Source organism: Barnesiella intestinihominis YIT 11860 (assembly GCF_000296465.1).
GTDB lineage: Bacteria > Bacteroidota > Bacteroidia > Bacteroidales > Barnesiellaceae > Barnesiella > Barnesiella intestinihominis.
The window spans coordinates 90,353-108,930 of sequence record NZ_JH815206.1; the positions used below are offsets into that span (position 1 = coordinate 90,353).

The 18,578-nt window shown below is 47.5% G+C and carries 10 protein-coding genes; 2 read left to right on the plus strand and 8 right to left on the minus strand.

Annotated features, from left to right (window positions below):
• Positions 1-187 precede the first annotated feature (187 nt).
• A complete protein-coding gene (locus HMPREF9448_RS12390) occupies positions 188-2,062 on the plus strand; it encodes an Ig-like domain-containing domain (protein ID WP_008862916.1) in 1,875 nt (624 codons plus the stop codon).
• 20 nt (positions 2,063-2,082) lie between these two features.
• Positions 2,083-2,874 carry a DUF3108 domain-containing protein gene (locus HMPREF9448_RS12395; protein WP_008862917.1) on the plus strand — a complete coding sequence of 264 codons (792 nt, stop codon included), beginning with the start codon at positions 2,083-2,085 and terminating at the stop codon, positions 2,872-2,874.
• Between the two features lie 596 nt (positions 2,875-3,470).
• Here the strand turns inward: HMPREF9448_RS12395 and HMPREF9448_RS12400 are convergent.
• From HMPREF9448_RS12400 to HMPREF9448_RS14725, 8 genes are all read right to left on the minus strand, one after another.
• Positions 3,471-4,403, minus strand: a complete 933-nt coding sequence (locus HMPREF9448_RS12400) for a helix-turn-helix transcriptional regulator (RefSeq protein WP_008862919.1) — start codon at positions 4,401-4,403, stop codon at positions 3,471-3,473.
• 465 nt (positions 4,404-4,868) lie between these two features.
• Complete coding sequence (topA, locus tag HMPREF9448_RS12405) at positions 4,869-7,199, minus strand: type I DNA topoisomerase (protein WP_008862920.1); 2,331 nt, start codon at positions 7,197-7,199, stop codon at positions 4,869-4,871.
• A 372-nt stretch (positions 7,200-7,571) separates the two neighbouring features.
• On the minus strand, positions 7,572-9,242 hold the full coding sequence (locus HMPREF9448_RS12410; RefSeq protein WP_008862921.1) for a TonB-dependent receptor: 1,671 nt from the start codon (positions 9,240-9,242) through the stop codon (positions 7,572-7,574).
• A gap of 25 nt (positions 9,243-9,267) precedes the next feature.
• Positions 9,268-12,276, minus strand: a complete 3,009-nt coding sequence (locus tag HMPREF9448_RS12415; RefSeq protein WP_040296303.1) for a tetratricopeptide repeat protein — start codon at positions 12,274-12,276, stop codon at positions 9,268-9,270.
• An 8-nt stretch (positions 12,277-12,284) separates the two neighbouring features.
• Complete coding sequence (locus tag HMPREF9448_RS12420) at positions 12,285-13,541, minus strand: peptidase U32 family protein (protein ID WP_040296281.1); 1,257 nt, start codon at positions 13,539-13,541, stop codon at positions 12,285-12,287.
• A 15-nt stretch (positions 13,542-13,556) separates the two neighbouring features.
• Entirely contained in the window at positions 13,557-16,142 is a 2,586-nt protein-coding gene (gene mutS, locus HMPREF9448_RS12425; RefSeq protein ID WP_195342683.1) for a DNA mismatch repair protein MutS, read from the minus strand.
• Positions 16,143-16,613: 471 nt separating this feature from the next.
• Positions 16,614-17,735, minus strand: a complete 1,122-nt coding sequence (locus HMPREF9448_RS12430) for an acyltransferase family protein (protein ID WP_008862925.1) — start codon at positions 17,733-17,735, stop codon at positions 16,614-16,616.
• Positions 17,736-17,849: 114 nt separating this feature from the next.
• A partial coding sequence (locus HMPREF9448_RS14725; RefSeq protein WP_008862926.1) for a tetratricopeptide repeat protein occupies positions 17,850-18,578 on the minus strand: 729 nt, incomplete at its 5' end.

The window sequence follows — 18,578 nt, forward strand, 5'->3', positions numbered from 1 at the left end:
TTCTTAGGAACTCGATTCACCCCCTGTGACGAAAAAATTGAAAATAGGCTGCACATCGGTAAAAATAGGCACACTTGCTTTTGGTCTCGGTTTGCACTATCTTTGTCGCAAATAGATCGATTCGGCAAAACAGAACATAACTTGTTTCTGTTCTTATTTGTACTATCTTTACATAAAATATTCGACGATGAATCCGAAACACCCCCTTTCCACGATAACAGTCTATCGGCTGGTCGCCTCGTTCATTCTGGCGATTTCCATATATTCCTGCGCCAACATGTCGAGACCCGGCGGTGGTCCCCGCGATGAAACACCGCCTGTATTCATCAAGAGCATGCCGGTTCCTAACGCATTGAACGTTTCGAAACAGAAAATCGAAATCGAATTCGACGAAATCATTCAAGTAGACAAACCGTCCGAAAAAGTAATCGTCTCCCCCCCCCAAAAAGATATGCCCGAAATTCGTACTTCGGGACGTAAAATAACCGTGATTCTTAAAGACTCGTTACTACCCAACACGACCTATACTATCGACTTTTCCGATGCCATCATCGACAACAACGAGCGCAATCCGCTCTATGGATTCGCCTACTCCTTTTCGACCGGCCCCAAGATAGACTCTCTGCAAGTTTCGGGAATACTACTCAATGCCCGGGATTTGGAGCCCATAACCGGCATGTTGGTAGGATTACACAGCGACCTCGAAGACTCGGCTTTCCAGAAACTCCCATTAGAAAGAATTGCCAGTTCCGACGAATTAGGTCATTTCACGATACGAAATGTAACACCCGGCAAATACCGTCTATTCGCGCTGAAAGACATGAACCGAGACTACCGCTTCGACAACCCGTCGGAAGATATCGCTTTTCTCGATTCTATCGTTATTCCTTCGGCCGATGTTAAATTACACGTCGACACCATTTGGAAAGACAGCGTCACCATCGACACCATTATCGAATACAACCACACCCATTTCTATCCGAACGATATTCTGCTCACGGCATTCAACGAAGGATTCCAATCTCAATATCTCGACAAAAGCGAAAGAAAAGACCGTCGTAAAATCGACCTTTATTTCAAAGCTCCCGCCGATTCGTTGCCCAAGCTGAAGCCGCTGAATTTCGAGCAAGAAGACTGGGCCATTCTCGAACGCTCGTTCCATAACGACACGCTGCAATACTGGATAAAAGACTCGCTCATTTACAACATGGATACACTTTTATTCACGGCCGAATATCTCCGTACCGACACGTTAAGACAATTGTCTCTCTACAACGATACGCTCAAATTCATCATGAAAAAAGTCAAAGCGCCCAAGAAAAAAGAAAAAAAGAAAGACAAGGACAACGACTCCATCGAAGTTCCCGAAATCCAATTCATGCAAATGAACGCCAAGATAAGCTCTTCTCTCGATGTTTATAAACCGCTTCGTTTTTCCTTTGCCGAACCATTGCAAACATACGATGCAGGGAAAATACATCTGGAACAAAAAAGAGACACCTTGTGGATACCTGTTGCCGACTCCCTGTACACATTCCTCCAAGACTCCATTGCTATCCGGGACTACACACTCACCTACAAATGGACTCCGGGAGAATCCTATCGCATCGTTATGGACTCCACGGCATTCACCAATATTTACGGACTATTCACGAACACCTATAAACAAGAATTCAAAGTCAAAGCCCTCGAAGATTACGCCAATCTGTATCTCTCTATTTCGGGCGTATCCGATTCCGCCTTTGTCGAAATTCTTGATTCAGGAGACAAACCCGTAAGAACAGCCCCGGTCATCAATGGAGGAGCCGAGTTCATGTATATGAATCCGGGTACTTACTACGCCCGCTTATTTATCGACCGTAACGGAAACGGGAAATACGACACCGGGAACTACTCCGAGAAAAGACAGCCCGAAGAAGTTTCGTATTACCCACAGGAACTCGAACTGAAAGCCAATTGGGATATAGAACAGGATTGGGACATCTATGCGACACCGGTCGATAAACAAAAACCCGACAAAATAAAGAAAAACAAGCCCAAAGAGAAAAAACGAAATTACTGACAATCTTAATAACAAACCGCATGCTACGCCATCGTTATATGAAAAACACCGGGTCGTTACGCCGTATTACTTTCGGGATTCTTTTTTGGAGTATGGCGAACGGAATTTATGCGCAAACGACTCCGGGTATGCAACCCGAATGGCTATCCTACGATGTCATATACCAACTGGGATTTCTCTGGAAGCGGGCAGCGACAGCTACGCTCCAACTCACCGAATACCCCGACAAATATACATCTGTTTTAAAAGCTCGTACACTCCCCTTTGCCGACAACATATTCAAAGTACGCGACACACTGGTATCCGATATGCAGCGAAACAAAGAACTGCTACCCATTTATTACGCCAAACTCGCTGACGAAAACGGGACTTACCGGAAAGACGAAGTAAATTATACCTACGATGGAAACTCGACCACGGGAAATATCCGCCTATATCGGCCCAAGCGTAACGCCATAGAGGACTATACACTCACCGAACCCGGTATAGTCTACGACATGCTGAGTATCTTTTACGTGATTCGCACCTTCGACTTCCGAGCAATGGAAATGTATCAAATCTATAACACCAAAATTTTCTCCGGTAAAAACCTCGAATACCTCGAAATAGAATATTTGGGACAGGAAATCCTCAAACAAAACAAAAAGGAATACAGCACCTACAAACTTCATTTCCGATTCTATGACAGAACCGGCAAAAAGACCAGCGACAAAATCTCGGCATGGATCTCTACCGACAATAAACGCATACCCTTGAAAGTAGAAGGGAAACTTCCCTTAGGCTCTATGAAAGCCGTGTACACGGGAGAATAGAAACTATCTATCATTATATCATGGGCAAGAGCTAAAAACTGACCTCCTGCACATGCAGCGTGATAGGGAAGGTATCCGAAAGATGGAAAGGTTAGTTCTACAAAAATCCTATCTTTTTTAACCCCTCTCATCGTCGCTACCGCTCCTCTGTGTCTCCCCTATTCTCCGCAACTCCCCGTAATACTACGGGACACGGCAGGGGAGAAGAACAAACACAATACACAGGAAAGTATTAACCTCCTCTGTGTTTTGCATAGCAAAATATAGGGGAGGTGTCCGCAGGACGGAGAGGTTAAAAAATATCCATAGCAGAGGAAGCATATAAAAACATCACTCTCTCCCTATGTTTCTGTAAAGGAATAGAAAGTACTCACAAAGCAAAAAGAAAGCACAAAAGGCCGATCGAAGTGTCGCTTTTAATCCTCTCCCTCTGCTCATCGTAGATGAGATAGGGGGAGTGCACGTAAGGTAAGGGGGTTAAAATATAAAGAAAAGAACAAGATTCTCCCCTCCTTTATCGGGCAATAAAGCTACAAAAAGCGGCTGCATTTCCGGGTTCTTTCTTTTCGGCGATGAAAGGAAAAAATAAATACCTTCTACTTCCCGCGTTCCTGGCAAGATAACCCCGCCGTTCCGTAACACGCCAAACTTCGGGACAACCGTTCAGCCACCGCATCGCGTAAAGTCTGCGGAGACAAAACCTCAGCTTGCCAATACCCCAAAGCATACACCTCCTGTTCGAAATCGGGAGTGATTTTCAAACGGTAATGAAACGTAGAGCCATGTTCGTTCCGGTCAAGTTCCTCTTGACTTTCGTGCAAAGGAAGTGTCCTCAAATAATTAGCTTGCAAAGCAGGGACACGCAGCACCACCTCCTGCGCCGGCATATCGTCGTGCGTAATCCCGAAACAATCCCGGAAATAATCGATGGGAGAAAAACTGTCGGGATAGACGAATGTACGACTGCTCAATTCGAGAGAAGCAACCCGGTCCAAAGCATAAGTCTTGATTTTCCGATCCGTAAAATCCTTAGCGATGACATACCAACGCTGACGAAATAACTTCACGAAATAGGGAGCCGCCAATGTATGCGAACTTGTTACACGTCGGAATGAACGATACGACAAAATAAGCACCCGGTTCTCCTTCATCGCCTCGAAGACGATTCTCAAAAATTTCTGCCCCGAAGGTATATTCTCCAAAACGATTCGATTCCGCAACTCCTGACTCTCGTTCAGCATGTTACTCACCGCAAGCGTGTTCAATGCCCACACACGTGCACCGTTTCCCTGCAAAGCATCCGGGTCCTCGATGTAATATTCATACGTAGAAGCATCACACTCGATATTCACGTCAAACATCTCCTGTATGGCCTGACGATAATTCATAAACGTCCGTCGAGCCATCGGCTTGCCGTCCGAATATTCGCTCCGTTGCCACAACCCGTCTATCTCTCTGCGGGTAAGCCTTCCGTAACGCTGCAACGTATCGATCAGCCATACATACCGATTGAAAAGTTCTTTCGCCATAACACAAATCCACTGTTTTATGATTCCAAAAGTAATACCTATCCCGCAATTTCACCAATCACCTAATCACTATTCCAAAATTTTCTCCCGATTCCGAGATCTATTTTCACTTACAACAGTACAACAAACAAGCCACGCACATCAAGGTTCCCTCTATTCACCCTTCAAAACGCCATAAAAGAATCATCGGAAAATATCGAATACATAGAAGCTGTTTTAAATTTATTCCGAGACAGATTGAGACCTATGTTGAAGCAGATTGGAGTCCGAGATAGGCAGTCAATAGCGGGCTATTGACAAAAATCAAGGGATTCAAGATGCGAGACGGGGACTCAATATGGCCGGAACATACCTGCTTGAAATGATAATATTATTTCTCTATAAATTTAAAACAGCTTCTAAAAAAAGTATGCCCAAAAGTATTTAACTTTTGAGCATACCCCGCAATATTCCATTGGATCTCTTTTATTTCGTCGTCTTTTTCCGGGCCGGTTTCTTTTTGGCAGGAGCCTTGTCGGCATCCTCGACAATCTTCATACAATCGGCGAACGTGAGCGATGCCGGTTCGGAACCTTTGGGTAATTTATAATTCTTCTTTTTATAAGCGATATACGGACCGAAACGACCGTTAAGCAGTTCGAGTTCATCATCTTCATCGAACTTCTTGATAAGGCGTTGACTTTCCTGCTCACGCTTTTGCTGAATCAATATTATCGCATCCTCTAACGAAACACCCTGTGGGGTGAACTCTTTGGGCAACGATACATATTTGCCGTCGTGACGAATATACGGACCGAAACGGCCGATACCCACGACAACGGTTTTGCCTTCGAAATCGCCTAAGGTTCGGGGCAAATCGAACAGTTTCAAAGCCTCTTCCAGTGTAATCGTGCTCATCGATTGTCCTTTGAGCAACGAAGCAAACAACGGCTTCTCCGTATCTTCGGGAGTACCGATTTGTACCAACGGACCGAAACGGCCTATCTTCACCGATACGGGACGGCCGCTTTTCGGGTCTGTACCCAATACCCGTTCGCCCACTTTATGCTCCAACCGCAAAGCGAGAGCGCTCTCTACCACCGGGTGAAAGAGTTTGTAAAAATGATCTATCTCGTCGTTCCACACGGTTTTTCCCTCGGCAATATCGTCGAATTGCTGCTCGACATTCGCCGTAAAGTTATAATTGAGAATATCGGGGAAATACTCCGTCAAGAAATCGTTGACGACAACTCCTATATCGGTGGGGAGCAGTTTGCCTTTATCAGCTCCTGTGAGCTCGGTTTTCTCTCCCGATTCGATTTTCCCATCGTGCAGTGTCAACATACGATATTTCCGCTCCGTTCCTTTCCGATCGCCCTTCTCGACATATTCGCGTTGCTGTATGGTCGAAATGGTTGGTGCATAGGTAGAAGGCCGACCGATACCCAGCTCTTCCAATTTACGAACCAGACTGGCCTCGGTATAGCGGGCGGGAGCTTGCGAGAAACGTTCCGTTGCCGTGACCGACGACAATGTCAGCACATCGCCTTTCGCCAATGCAGGTAACATCTTGTCGTTTCCTTCTGCATCGCTTTCGTCATCGGTAGACTCCATATACACTTTCAGGAAACCGTCGAATTTCAAGACCTCGCCCACGGCGACGAAGTGTTCTTTCCTTCCCGAAACGGCGATGGTCGCAGTCGTCTTTTCCAACTCGGCATCGCTCATTTGCGAAGCGATCGTACGTTTCCAAATCAATTCATACAATCGTTTTTCCTGAGAGGAAGCATTGATTTCGTGATGGCTGATGTACGTGGGACGTATTGCCTCGTGCGCTTCCTGTGCTCCTTTGGTATGCGTATGGTAATTTCGAATATGCAGATATCTCTCGCCCAAAGTTTTCACAATCTCGTCTTTGGTCGTATTTATAGCCAGCGATGACAAATTCACCGAGTCGGTACGCATATAGGTGATATGTCCAGCCTCATAAAGCCGTTGAGCCACCATCATGGTTTGAGCCACGGAGAAGCCCAATTTCCGGGCAGCTTCCTGTTGCAATGTGGAAGTGGTGAACGGAGCCGCAGGCGATTTCTTTGCAGGTTTCACCGTCACGTCTCCGATAGAGAACTGTGCGGTCTTGCAGGCTTCGAGCAAAGCCTTCGCCTCGTCTTCGGTTTTCAATCGTTGGCTCAATTCGGCCTTTAACAATTCCCCTCCGGGTAACAAAAATTCCCCAATCACCCGATAGGCTGCTTCGGGCTTGAACGCCGAGATTTCTCGCTCCCGTTCTACAATCAAGCGCACTGCGACCGATTGTACACGACCGGCCGACAAAGCGGGCTTCACCTTTTTCCACAGAACAGGCGAAAGTTCAAATCCCACGATACGGTCGAGTACCCTGCGAGCCTGCTGGGCATCTACCCGATTCAAATCTATATCCCGGGGATTCTCAATAGCATGAAGTATGGCATCTTTGGTAATCTCATGGAATACAATCCGTTTCGTTTTCTCCGGTTTCAATTTCAACACTTCGAACAAGTGCCATGCGATAGCCTCTCCCTCACGGTCCTCATCGGAAGCCAGCCAAACCATATCCGCTTTGTCTGCCTCCTGTTTCAGCGTTTCCACCAACTTTTTTTTGTCGGCGGGGATTTCATAAATAGGTTTATAGTTATGCTCGATATCCACACTGAAATCCTTTTTTTTGAGATCACGGATATGCCCGTAGCTCGAAAGGACTTCGAAATCCTTTCCCAAAAACTTTTCAATGGTTTTAGCCTTTGCCGGAGACTCTACGATTACCAAATTTTTTGCCATATGCGCAATGTTCGTTCAAATTTTGCGCAAAATTAGAAAAACAGATTGTAATACAGAGCTTTTTTCTACTTTTTTATTAAATAATGTATATCGCACACATTTTGAATCGTTCCTACCATGTAGAGTTTTTGTCGCATATCCTCCCCAACGCCTTTCTCCTATACTATTCCCTCCGAAAAAGCTGACGAGATAAATCCTGTTTTTAAACTACCCACTCGTCCCATGAGTACTCCCGACACGGTGGGAGAGGTTAAATCCTTCTTCTCCCCTGCCGCGTCCCGTAGTATTGCGGGGGGTGGCGTTAGTCATATAGGGGAGGTGGCACACATAGTGATGGAAGGGTTAAAAATGTCGAGAACAGACCTCTTACCCTCAAAATTTCAAATCGACCCCGAACATGAAATTGATGCCTTGTGCCGGCATACCGTAAAGAATATCGTATTTCCGGTTCAGCACATTGTCGGTAAGTCCGTAAAGCGAAAACCAAGAAGTGAAAGCATACGAGGCTTTCAAGTGAACGAGATGTATATCGGAGAGCTTTCCGAGATTTGAATACTCCCGACCCGCAGCAAACTCATATCCGGCTTCGAGCGTGAACGGGCGAACAGGCATATAACGGATATTCACTCCTCCTTCCCACTGCGGACGGTTATACGAAATCGTCTCCCCCCCATCGGCGGTCTTCCATCGGTGATACCCGACCTTCGCCGAAGCCTCCAATTTCGTACCGTAACGATAAGATACATCGAGCTCTGCTTTCAAAGCATTGGCATCGATACCCCAAAAACGCGACACACCTGTAAACTCTCCGTTCAAATCTTCGGGCAAAAGGAACAACGCCTTTTTACAAATTTCATAACCGCCCGAAAGCCCTACGGAAAATCCGGGCAATGCGTTAATACGTATTCCCAATGAGGCATCCAACGGCACATACGTATTATCTACCTGTGTCGACGGATTGAAGTAGAGCGTATAGGCCGAAACACTTCGCCACGTATTCAGTTTCTTCCCTCCCGTAAAAGCCGTATAAAACTGTACATCGGGAACTATCGTCCAATCGAATCGAACATCGGGAGAGAATCGCAAAATAGTTCCGTTGTTGAAAGAAACATCGGCCTTGACACCCACAGCAAAAGCCACGTGTTCATTCCGCCAGTCATACCGGGGATTCAATGAAATCATACCGTAATTCGCTGCCGACTGCAACCGGCTGTAACCCACATAATCGAAAGAACCGTCCAAAGAAATAGAGCTACGTCTGTCGATCGGCGCAGACAGTGTAAAGTCTGCATTTACTAAATTCTCGGCAGCCCCTTTTTCACCTTGTAAATATCCCCGGTGATACCCGTACCGGTAATATGCCAATGAAACTTTATAAAGTAGGTCCGACTCTCCGGCAGTCGAGGCTATATGGCTTTTCAAGAAGAACCGGTTTATCTCTTGGTTAGGCGAAGATATTCCCGTCAAACCGGAGTATCGCAATCCGTAATAGTTGAAGGAGTCGTAACGATAACCGCCGCTTATTCCCAAATCCAGCTTCCCGAAGGAGTGAAGATAATTGGCGACCACTCGCTCTTCGAGCCGGTGCATCTTCTTCGAGTCGGGATAGTCCTCCGTTAACGATTGATTGTAATCCACCGTTCCGCAAGTAGAGCGATGTTGCAACCACACACCCAACTTGTCTTTGTCATTCTGCAAAATACGATAACCGGCATTCCCGACCATATTCAGGTAATTGCCTATCCCGAAATCCACGTATCCCCTCGATTGGTTTTCTTCGGTTTTTTCTCCGAAACCGCCGGGAGCCAACAAGACAGCGCAAGGTTCGAGGGGAGTCGGAACCGTCCAGTCGCTATACCGTATAGATTGTTTGGTTACCGTCGGTGCTTCCACTTCGGGCAATGTATTGATTTTAGACGCATCGCGCACGATAGGTGTAAAATCTTTTTCTATGGTTACTTCCCGCCGCAACGAATCGGAACGTACCTGTGCCGACAGGAAGAATGGGAAAACCGATATGATTAAAAAAGAAAACCGTTTCATAAGCCATACATATTGTATCGTTCAACTACTCTGTTTGTCCCAGCTTGCTCAACTTCTTGTCTATCCGGGAAATAATATCGTCGTCGCTGGCCGGATAGTTATTCCGCAAACTTTGCAAATATTGACGGGCTTGGAAAGTCTCGCCCCGTTTTTCATAAATGTCGGCCATGAGCAAGAATGCCCGAGCCAACCAATAATTGTGGGGAGTACCTTTGTCGATAAAAGTATTCAGCGTCTTTTCGGCCGTATCGATCGCTTTGTTGTCGAATTGATATTGAGCCAATAAATAGGCACTTTGCGCCCCGTAAATCGAACGGGTATCTTTCGAAAGCTCCCGCCAGTCATCGGCCGCATTTTCTCCCTTTCCCGTATGGGAATAGGCATCGGCACGAGCAAATAAAATCTCTTGACGCAAATCGGGAGAAAGTTTGCTTTCGCTCAACAACTTGTCGGCAACCGTTACCACCTCGCCATATTGCCGCTTATTCCGGGCAATACGAAGCATACCCAACCGGGCGGCCTGTTTGTTCTCGCCGACAGTCGCTTTCTTCTCCAACTCCTTGAATCCGGCAAAAGCCTCGTCATAACGAGCTTTCAAATAAAGTATCTCGCACTTGCGGGCCAATGCTTCTTCGGCAAACTCGCCGTCGGGACTGTTCGTCACCACATAGTCGAACGCTGGAAGAGCTTTGTCGTAGTCTTCCGCTGCAAACGATGCTTTCCCGATATAGTAATTAGCCGGAATCAAAAACGCGCCCGACGGATAATTTCGTACATACTTCTCCAACGAAGCGATACCTTTCCCCGTCATATAAGTGCGCTCGGCTGCCATATACGACAAAGAATCCAATTCGCTCACAGGAGCCTGCTCCGACCGTCCTACGCTGTTCAGATAGTTAGCATAGGCATCGACTGCATCTTTCTCTACATATACCGATTTGAGGTCGGCGACCGCTATGCGAGCCTCCTCGCTGGTCGGATAACGCTCTATCACTTGCTGGTAAGCAGCCACCGATTCGTCTGTCTGCCCGTTATTGAAATAGACCATACCCAACTGCAAACCTCCCTTGCGGGCAATCGCGCTCTGGGGATAATCGGCGATTAACTGTTTGTAACATACGATAGCATCGTTATTCCTATTCAATATCGTATAAGCCTGTCCCTTTTCGAACCATGCGTTCGCCAGATACCCCGAACGGGGATAATCTACAATCAATTTGTCCAACAACTCTATTTTGCGTTCGTGATTCCTCTGCAATCCCGCCATGAAAGCTTTTTGAAAAAGGGCATAATCTCCGTTCGCGACATCGGTCTCTTGGGCCCGGGCATAATACTGCTCGGCATCGGCGAACCGACGGGCGTAATAATAGCAATCGCCTATCCGGGAATAGGCATCGGCAAGCATGCTTCGATTTCCTCCGGTCTGTACAGAGACATACCGGGAAAAACCGTCGAGGGCTTGCGAGAAGTTATGCTGTTTGAATTGACAGTAGGCCCAATCGTACCAAGCCAGCGAATACATTTCGCTCCGCTTGTCCTTGCTGGAAGAAAGATATGCCGAATAATTCCGGGCAGCGATGTCGTATTGTTCCCGACGATATTGGCACTCGGCGAGCCAAAACGCAGCCTTACCCCGTATATCGGTATCATAGTTTCCCACAGCGATCGCCCGGCTAAACAAACTTTCGGCATCGGCGATACGGGCATTGGTGAAAGCCTCCGTCCCCAACTGGAAAAGAATGCGCTGCTTGGCGGCGAGTATTTTCCCGTCGGGCTTCCGTATTTTATCGATAGACGCCAGTGCCGACCGATAATTACGGGTCGTCATGTAAACTTCTACCAAATAGTCGTTAATCTTGTCGGCATAGCGAGAACCGGGAAACTCGTTCAAGAAACGTTCGAACACACCCACCGAGTTATCGAAAGGCGAAGCCGTGCGATCATACAGGCAGAGCGCATAGTTGTAAAGCGCCGTTTCCCGAACCTGACGGTCGTAATTCCCTTGTGAAGCCATCTCGAACGCCATGCGGGCATTATTTTTATCTCCCGCTCGCAAATAGGCTTGCCCGATATAAAGATAAGCATTTTGAGAAAGAGCATCGTCCACGCCGGTCACACGCCCCAAATAATCGATCGTCTCGCTATCTTCTCCCCGGCGATAGGCCATGACACCCATGACATAAAGAGAAGAGCGTTCGGGTTTGCGACATCGTTGCAAATACCTTTCCAAATATTCCGTCGCCGCTTTATCGTCACCTTCTTGATAAGCGCTTTCGCCGAGCAACCGAAGAAGTTCGGTGTATAAGTCGGCATCGGAAGACGGACGGGACAACAACGCTTTACCCTCGGACAATACCTGTGCGAAACGTTTTTGCCCGAAATAAATCTGCAACATGTGCAGCCGTGCGGCATATCCGAAACTCCTGTCGTCCGCCACTTTCGAAAATCCGCTTAAAGCGGCTCTATCGTCTCCCTCGTTCATCTGTATATACGAAAGGTAGAACGTGGCTCCTGTCCGAAATCTCTCTTTCCCGATTAGAAGCTGAAACAGCGGTTTCGCCGCATCGGGATTACCGGTCTTCAACAAAGAACATGCCGTGCGATATCCCCACCGGTCCTCCTCGTCGCCGGTCAACAGACTCACATTTACCGTCTGATAGGTTTTCAAGGCTTTTGCATAATCTTGACTGTCGTAATAATAATCGGCCAATGCCAACCGAGCCTGCAAAGTATGTTTAGAATCCGGATAATTTCGCAAAAAATCCGTTAACCGCCGTACAGCCTGCGGCGAATAATTGCGGGCTTCCGAAAGAGCGATATACCAGTCGGCCGTTTCCCGCTGCTCAGGCGACAAATCGCCTTCACAAGCCTCTTTCATCACATCGGCACAACCCGCATAGTTCTTCTCTTGAAAGAGAAAGATTCCCCTATCTATCAAAGCCCTGTCATCGTTATAAGCCGGGATTCCCGGCTTAGCGGCCAAAAGCTGTCCGGTGCATACGATTCCACAAAGTATAACTATCGCCCGTTTCATGAACATCTTTATTTTGTATTAAGTTCCGAACTATCCACCCATTTAAATAATTTATCCGACGGTCGTATCTTCTCATCGATACGCATCGAGAACCGCTCGCCTTTTACCGTCTTTTGTACCGGTTTCAAATCGACTCGTATCTCTTCCACCTTGCGGATAAGCGCACCGGTCGTCGGGCCGGTGACGAGTATCTCGTCTCCCACGCTCAACGAACCGCTCTCCATGAGAAATTCGGCCACACCGAGGTTGGAAAAATACTTCACGCCCTTGCCTATATATATCTTTCGTTTCGTGGCTCCCGAGCCATAATTGTGAGTCCATTCGCCCAAGCGCTGACCCAAATAATATCCGTTCCAAAACCCTCGATTAAAGACGGTAGCGAGCCGCTCGTCCCACTGTGCGATCTTCTCGTCGGTAAAGTCGTCGTTCAAATAAGACTCGATGGCCTCGTTGTAACACGAAACGACCGTACGCACATATTCCGGTCCCCTTGCGCGACCCTCGATTTTAAATACCCGCACCCCCGAATCGATCAGTTTGTTCAGGAAATGTATCGTTTTCAAGTCCTTCGGCGACATGATGTAAGCGTTGTCCACTTCCAACTCGTTACCGGTCTCCTTGTCTTTCACTTCGTATGAACGACGACAAATCTGCATACAAGCCCCCCGATTCGCCGAAGCATTCATTTCGTGAAGGCTCAAATAACATTTGCCGGACACAGCCATGCACAATGCCCCGTGACAGAACATCTCTATACGTACCGGTTCTCCGCCCGGCCCCACGATACGATCCCGCAAAATGGCTTCGTGAATACGGGCTACCTGCTCCATATTCAACTCCCGGGCCAGCACCACCACATCGGCAAAACGGGCATAGAATCGCAACGCCTCGGTATTGGAAATATTCAGCTGGGTCGATAAATGCACCTCTACCCCTATCTCGCGGGCATAGGTCATAGCCGCCACATCGCTGGCGATAATAGCCGAGAGCCCGGCCTCCTTCGCCGCATCGATAATACGATGTAACAGAGGTATATCTTCGTCGTAGATAACGGTATTGACCGTCAGATAACTCTTTATGTGATGCTCGTTACAAATACGCACAATCTCGTGTAAATCGTCTATCGTAAAATTATTCGACGAACGGGCTCGCATATTCAGCCCCTCGATACCGAAATATACCGAATCGGCCCCTCCCTGTATGGCCGCCGTCAAAGAATCGTACGAACCCACCGGCGCCATAATTTCAAAATCGCTTCTCTTCATCATAAACAAACCGTTCTATTTCCCGGTGATTATTTTTCGTATTTCGTTTAGTTTATTCAATGCTTCTACCGGTGTAAGGTTATTGATATCGACCTGTAAAATTTCGTCCCGAACCTGTGAAAGCACAGGATCGTCCAGTTGGAAAAAACTCAACTGCATGCCACCTCTCGACGAAGCGATTTCGGCGGTAGGCTTGGCGATACCGTTCTGGCGGTTCTCCGACTCCAACTGTTTCAATATCTGGTTGGCCCGCTTGACGATGCTCTGGGGCATACCGGCCAGCTTCGCCACATGGATACCGAAACTGTGCTCGCTACCGCCACGTACCAATTTCCGCAAGAATATCACCTTGTTGTCGACCTCTTTTACCGAAACGTTATAATTGACAATGCGTTTATATGTACGCTCCATTTCGTTCAACTCGTGATAATGGGTAGCGAACAACGTTTTGGCTCGGGCTTTGGGGTGCTCGTGTATATGCTCGACAATAGCCCACGCGATAGATATACCGTCGTAAGTACTCGTTCCCCGCCCCAGCTCGTCGAACAGAACCAAACTCCGCTCCGACAGATTGTTGAGAATATCGGCGGCCTCGGTCATCTCGACCATAAAGGTAGATTCGCCGAGCGAGATATTGTCCGATGCCCCCACACGAGTGAAAATCTTGTCCACAATCCCTATCTTAGCGGCCTCGGACGGAACGAAACTTCCTATCTGAGCCATCAGAACAATCAAAGCGGTCTGGCGCAACAACGCCGATTTACCGGCCATGTTGGGTCCCGTTATCATCATGATTTGCTGCTTGTCGTTGTCGAGCTCGACACTGTTGCTGATGTAGGGTTCGCCCGGCGGCAACTGTTTCTCGATAACCGGGTGACGTCCTTCCTTGATGTCGATAACCAGCGAATCGTTTACTTCGGGACGAATATACCGGTTTTCCACGGCCGACTTCACGAACGACAACAGGCAGTCGAGCCGCGCAATGAGATTGGAATCGAGTTGTATGGCAGGAATATACTCCGTCAATGCAAGAATCAAATCATTGAACAACTGCGTTTCCAATGAAAGAATCTTCTCTTCCGCCCCCAAAATCTTCTCCTCGTATTCTTTCAACTCTTGGGTGATATAACGCTCTGCGCTCACCAACGTCTGCTTTCTGATCCAATCGGAAGGAACCTTGTCCTTGTGAGTATTGCGCACTTCGATGTAATACCCGAATACGTTGTTATACCCGATTTTCAAGCTGGGAATACCCGTTTTCTCGCTCTCGCGCTGCTGCACATGCAACAAATAGTCTTTCCCCGAATAGGAAATCTCTCGCAACTCGTCGAGTTCGTCGTTCACACCCTTGCGGATAATTCCTCCCCGATTCACCAAATTGGGCGCATCGGGATTAATTTCATGTTCGATTCGGTCCCTGATGATCGTACAGCAATTCAGTTGCTCCCCGATACGTTGCAATACAGGTTCATCGCTCTGCTCGCAAACAGCCTTGATAGGCTCTATCGCCGACAATGCCACTTTCAACTGAACCACCTCGCGAGGCGAAATACGCCCCACCGCTACTTTCGAAATGAGGCGTTCCATATCGCCTATCGTATCGAGTTGCGGATCGATAACCTCCCTAACTTCGGGGTGGCGGAAAAAGAATTCCACTCCGTTCAACCGATCCTCGATAGGCTTCACATCTTTCAACGGAAAGACAACCCACCGTTTGAGCATACGTGCCCCCATCGGGGTGACAGTCCGGTCTATCACGTCGAGCAGGCTCTTTCCCCCTTCGTTCATCGGAGAAAGCAATTCGAGACTCCGCACCGTGAATTTATCCAATCGCACATATCGCTCCTCCTCGATACGAGACAGCGATGTAATGTGCGAAATCTGCGTATGCTGTGTAATATCCAAATAATGAAGCAGAGACCCCGCGGCGATAATGGCGTTGGGCATATTGTGAATTCCGAAACCTTTGAGGTTTTTCGTCTCGAAGTGACGTAATAAGCGATCCGAAGCGGCATCCTCGGTATAAACCCAATCGTCCAACTCGAAAGTAAAAAAACGGGAACCGAAATGCTCCTCGAACAATTTCCGTTTCGTGCGTTCGAACAGCACCTCTTTCGGAGAGAAATTGCCCAACAGCTTGTCCACATAGTCGAAATCTCCCTCGGCGGTCAAGAACTCACCCGTCGATATATCGAGAAAAGCCACACCCACTTTGTTACCTTTCCCGAAATGAACACCCGCCAAGAAATTATTCTCTCGGTGATCGAGAATATTGTCGTTAATCGACACACCCGGTGTTACCAATTCCGTAATGCCGCGCTTGACCAATTTTTTTGTCAGTTTCGGGTCTTCCAGCTGTTCGCAAATAGCCACCCGTTTTCCGGCACGCACCAATTTGGGAAGGTAAGTATCGAGAGCATGATGGGGAAAACCGGCCAACTCCACATACTGGGCGGCTCCATTTGCCCGGCGAGTCAATGTAATCCCCAATATTTCCGATGCCACCAAAGCATCGTCCGAAAACGTTTCATAAAAGTCTCCCACCCTGAAAAGCAATATCGCATCGGGATGCTTGGCTTTCATCTCGATATACTGTTTCATCAGCGGAGTTTCGACAATTTCCTTGGCCACGATATATTTCTTTTATATTCGTATGAATAATCCTGTTTAAGAGAAACAAAGATAACATTTTCGACCGGAATTGTGAAATTAAAAAAATGTAAGAAACCGTTTTTATTTTTTTCTATTCCCCTCTTCATCGCTGCCACTCCCCCATTCCCCCACTCTCCCCTGTGTTTCGAAAAACAAAAAGTCAGCTCTTAAAACGACGAGTAAAATTTATGCTTCTCTATTGAAACAGCTCTCTCCCTCCTCCCGCCAGACCTTGTAACATTCGAAACATTTCGCTCCTCCCCTTACCGCGTCCCGTAGCATTACGGGGTGTTTTGCAACGCAAAATATAGCGTAGGACGGAGGGGTTAAAGAAATACCAGCAGTAAAAGCAACAGAGACAAGACTTCTCTCCCCCCCTGCTCATCGTAGATGAGATGGGACGAGTTCACCACCGACAAACTATACTTTCAGGAAAATATTTTTCCGATACAGAAAATAAAGGAAGAACCAGCAACAAGCGACATATCCTGCACGAAGGACGACCGCACCGGCAGGCTCACCGGCATATTCTCCCACCCATTGGGACATACCTCCGAACAAAAACTTATTCATGTGAGAAAATCCTACCACCTGCTGTGCCAGATAAATCGTTATCGAATTTAGTCCTATCACTCGGAAAAAGAGAGTCCACGATTTCCACCCTTTCACATCAACGATATAGTAGAACAAAGCGAATAACAAGAACGAAAGCCCTCCCACGAAACAGGTAAACGAACTGCTCCAAAGCATTTTGTTAATCGGGAATACGGTATTCCAAACCAGCCCTATGGCGACCAACACAACCCCGATTCCCGACAACAGCAAACTCTTTCTCTCTCCGCTTCCCAAGCGGGTAGAACGGACGATTTCCCCCGCATAAATTCCCAATAATGCCGTGACTATCGCCGGAAGCGTGCTCAGTAAACCTTCCGGGTCGAAATTACCGTATATCAATTTCCCCGGCAAACAATGCCGATCGATATATCCGACCAGATTCCCTTCGATAGAAAGAGGGGAAGCCCCCGCAGCATCGGGAGCCGGCACAAAAGCCAACAGCAACCAATAACCCACCAAGATAAAGACAATCAAACCATATTGTACCGACTTTTTCAAACTCATGTAAATGAAAGCCCCGAACATCCACGCCAGCCCGATACGCCCCAAAACGCTTGCCAAACGCACATCGGGGAAATTCAACTGTAAGAATCCGTTATACAAGAATCCCAGCAAAACGAGGGTGACACCCCGGCGGAAAACCCTCAGGTAAATGTGTTTGTCGCTCGATCCGCTCCCCCTTTGCTTGGCCAATGAAAACGGGAAAGATATACCTGCGATAAACAAGAACAGGGGGAATATCATATCGTGCTGGGTAAACCCGTCCCACGGGACGTGCCGCATGTGCCCCGCTATGACATCGCCCACCGCCGTCGGGTGCAAGGCATTCAAGGTGACTACCAACGGGGCGAAACCCATAATAAAAAGCATATCGAATCCCCGAAGGGTATCCAATGACAACAGACGTGTGTTTTTCTTTGTTTCCATATCCGAATTCTGTTTTTCTGTATAGTATACAAGCGACTCGGCTCGTTTATCCAATGATGCGTTACACTCCCTAATCCGCACCCACAGCGATCCCGATCGAATGTATGTCTCTGCCTATTTCGACAACAGCTTTTTTATCCGTTCCACATCGTCTTCCCATTCCGGGGGAATAATTCCCCGTTGATAGAAATCTTCGAAATCCGAGAGAAAGTCCTCTTTTAACTCTTCCTTGTATCGCAGGTATATCTCTTCCGCCTCGGCATATCGACCTTGAAGAAGAAGGGATGCCGCAAGATTTGTATAAATGGTATGATGAGTAGAATCATATTTTGATCCCTCACGGGCATACCGTTCAGCTTCTTCAAAATTGCCCTGAGCGAGAAATAAGAATGAAAGGTTATTGCACGCTCGTACTAAATACGGCTCGTACACTTGTGGATTCACTGCCGTAAGCCGTTGATAAACCTCCAAGGCAGAGAGATACATCTCCTCGCTCTCCTCATAACGTTGGATATTGTAATACAAACAGCCTAAGCTATATTGTGTCCTTGCCAAGCCCGACTCGTAGACCTGTGGATTCGCCGCTGCAAGTCGTCTATAAATTTCCATAGCAGAGAGATACATCTCCTCGCTTTCCTCATAACGTTGGGTATCTCTGTACAAATTGCCTAAATTATTTTGTGTCCTCGCCAAGCCCGGCTCGTAGACCTGTGGATTCACCGCTGCGAGTCGTCTATAAATTTCCATGGCGGAGAGGCACATCTCCTCGCTTTCCTCATAACGTTGGGTATCTCTGTACAAATTGCCTAAATTATTTTGTGTCCTCGCCAAGCCCGGCTCGTA